4 protein-coding genes are annotated in these 2,028 nt (G+C 53.7%); all 4 read left to right on the top strand.

Annotation, left to right across the window (positions count from 1 at the left end; translation table 11 throughout):
- Window positions 1-118 precede the first annotated feature (118 nt).
- The 4 genes from ACOYNV_RS27960 to ACOYNV_RS27945 are packed head-to-tail and all read left to right on the top strand — an operon-like array spanning window position 119 to window position 1,857.
- Window positions 119-1,069 (top strand): phosphoadenosine phosphosulfate reductase family protein, encoded by a 951-nt coding sequence (locus tag ACOYNV_RS27960; protein ID WP_422903095.1) that lies wholly within the window; start codon window positions 119-121, stop codon window positions 1,067-1,069.
- The gene (locus ACOYNV_RS27955; protein WP_422903094.1) at window positions 1,066-1,554 is read left to right on the top strand and encodes a recombination protein NinG; all 489 of its coding nucleotides are present in this window, start codon (window positions 1,066-1,068) and stop codon (window positions 1,552-1,554) included. Before ACOYNV_RS27960 ends, ACOYNV_RS27955 begins: the two co-directional genes overlap by 4 nt.
- Window positions 1,544-1,717, top strand: coding sequence for a hypothetical protein (locus ACOYNV_RS27950; protein ID WP_422903093.1), 174 nt, complete (start codon window positions 1,544-1,546; stop codon window positions 1,715-1,717). Before ACOYNV_RS27955 ends, ACOYNV_RS27950 begins: the two co-directional genes overlap by 11 nt.
- Window positions 1,714-1,857, top strand: a complete 144-nt coding sequence (locus ACOYNV_RS27945) for a hypothetical protein (protein WP_422903092.1) — start codon at window positions 1,714-1,716, stop codon at window positions 1,855-1,857. Before ACOYNV_RS27950 ends, ACOYNV_RS27945 begins: the two co-directional genes overlap by 4 nt.
- Window positions 1,858-2,028: the final 171 nt, after the last annotated feature.

Raw genomic sequence — 2,028 nt, 5'->3', positions numbered from 1 at the left:
CCGCCATGAATACCGCGCTTGACCGGCTTGACGGCGAGGCGAAACGACTGAAGCGCGAACTTGAGACAGTGCTCCGCAGCATCGGGCAGAAGGTGCGCCACCAACTGGAGAGTGTGGCATGAGCGAACATAACGTACTGAGCTTCAGCGGCGGAAAAGATAGTACCGCTATGCTCTTGCTCGCTTACGAGAGAATGCCCGACAACCTTCAAGTTGTGATGGCCGATACAGGAAACGAACACCAGATCACCTACGATTACGTTGAGTACGTATCTGACTGGATGGTGGCGAAAGGGTTGCCGCCAATCCGCACGGTAAAAGCCGACTTCGCGCGGCAGATCGACGGAAAGCGCGAATACGTCCTTACCAAGTGGGCAGACAAGGGCGTTCCGCAAGAAGCGATAGACAGGGCTGCGGCGGCCTTGGTCGCAACAGGAAACCCGTTCCTTGACCTTTGCGTCTGGAAAGGACGGTTCCCTTCCAGCAAGGTTGCGTTTTGTTCGCAAGAACTGAAACAGTTTCCGATCATCAATCAGGTTCAAAAGCCACTGCTTGACGCTGGCGACGATGTAATCAGTTGGCAAGGTGTTCGCCGTGATGAGTCGTTGCGTAGGTCATTGCTTCCGATGAACGAGCTAAAACAGACGTTTGAAAACGGTTCAGAGCTTTGGAACTATCGCCCAATCATCGAATGGACGGCTGCTGATTGTTTCGATATGCACAAAAAACACGGCATCGATCCAAACCCACTCTACAAAATGGGCATGGGCCGGGTTGGGTGTATGCCTTGCATAAACTGCCGGAAAGATGAACTGCTTGAAATAAGCAAGCGATTCCCTGAAGTGATCGAGCGCATCCGTAATTGGGAGCAAGCGGTTAAGTCAGCAAGCAAACGGCAAGGTGCTACGTTCTTCGCTGCTCCTTCTGATGACAGCGAGTGGTCGGCAACGCAAACGATTGATGTGTTTGTCGAGTGGAGCAAGACCAAACGCGGTGGGCGTCTTTACGATATGTTCAGGATGCAGAACGATGGGCCTGTTTGCTCGTCAATTTACGGGTTATGCGAATGAGCCTAGCCGCTGCTGACTCGCTGATGGGCATATTCGGCATGAAGCGCGTAGTCGTTCCGAAGAAAGCCAAGCGCCCAAAGCTCACACCACTGCCGACGCTTATCCGCAAAGCCGACACCGTGACGAGCGAGTTCATCCGGCGCAAGCATGCCGACGAGCACGGAAACGTGACATGCGTCTCATGCGGGAAGGTTCTGCACTGGAAGATGGCGCACTGTGCGCACTTCATTGGGCGCGGGAAGAAATCGACGCGATGGCTTGAGGAAAATCTCAAACCGGCATGTTGTGGCTGCAACACCTTCAACAAGGAATACCACATGCGGGAATACACGCTGTTCATGGTGGATTTCTACGGGAAGAAATTTGTTGATGAGTTGCGCGATATGGAGAAGCAGGTACTCAGCGCCAGCCAAGTGCGGACGCTGGCCGAAGAAGCGATTGACGACTACACCGCAAAAACCAAGGAGCTACGCAATGCCGCATGAAGCACAGAACATCAAAAACCTGTTCGCCACCCTCTGCCCGGCGAAGTCCTGCACCTCCTGCATGCAACAGACCACGGCATTTGCCGTGAAGGTGTGCAGACTCGGGAAGCCAAAGCCGGATGAAGGCAAGGATTGTGATTTCTGGAGGAAGTGGAAAGCATGAGCAAGGATACCGGAGGGCCGGCGTTCCCAATGCTCGGGCATATTGTGGAAGAGGAATGGGAGCCGTACACGCAATTTACCGGGCTGCATTTACGTGACTACTTCGCAGCGAAGGTTGTTTCAGGGCTGTTGATGCGGTAAGAGAACGAAGAATTGGATCGAATCGACATTGCAAATCTGGCATACGCAATGGCCGACGCCATGATCGAGGAGCGCAACAAATGATCCCCTACACCCACAAGAAAACCGGGAAACGCTACCTACTACTCGCGCACGGTGTTGACGCCACCAACAAGCGCAACGGATCGCCAG

The organism is Propionivibrio sp. (assembly GCF_049316945.1).
Lineage (GTDB): Bacteria > Pseudomonadota > Gammaproteobacteria > Burkholderiales > Rhodocyclaceae > Propionivibrio.
This window is presented reverse-complemented; position numbering and strand designations above follow the sequence as displayed.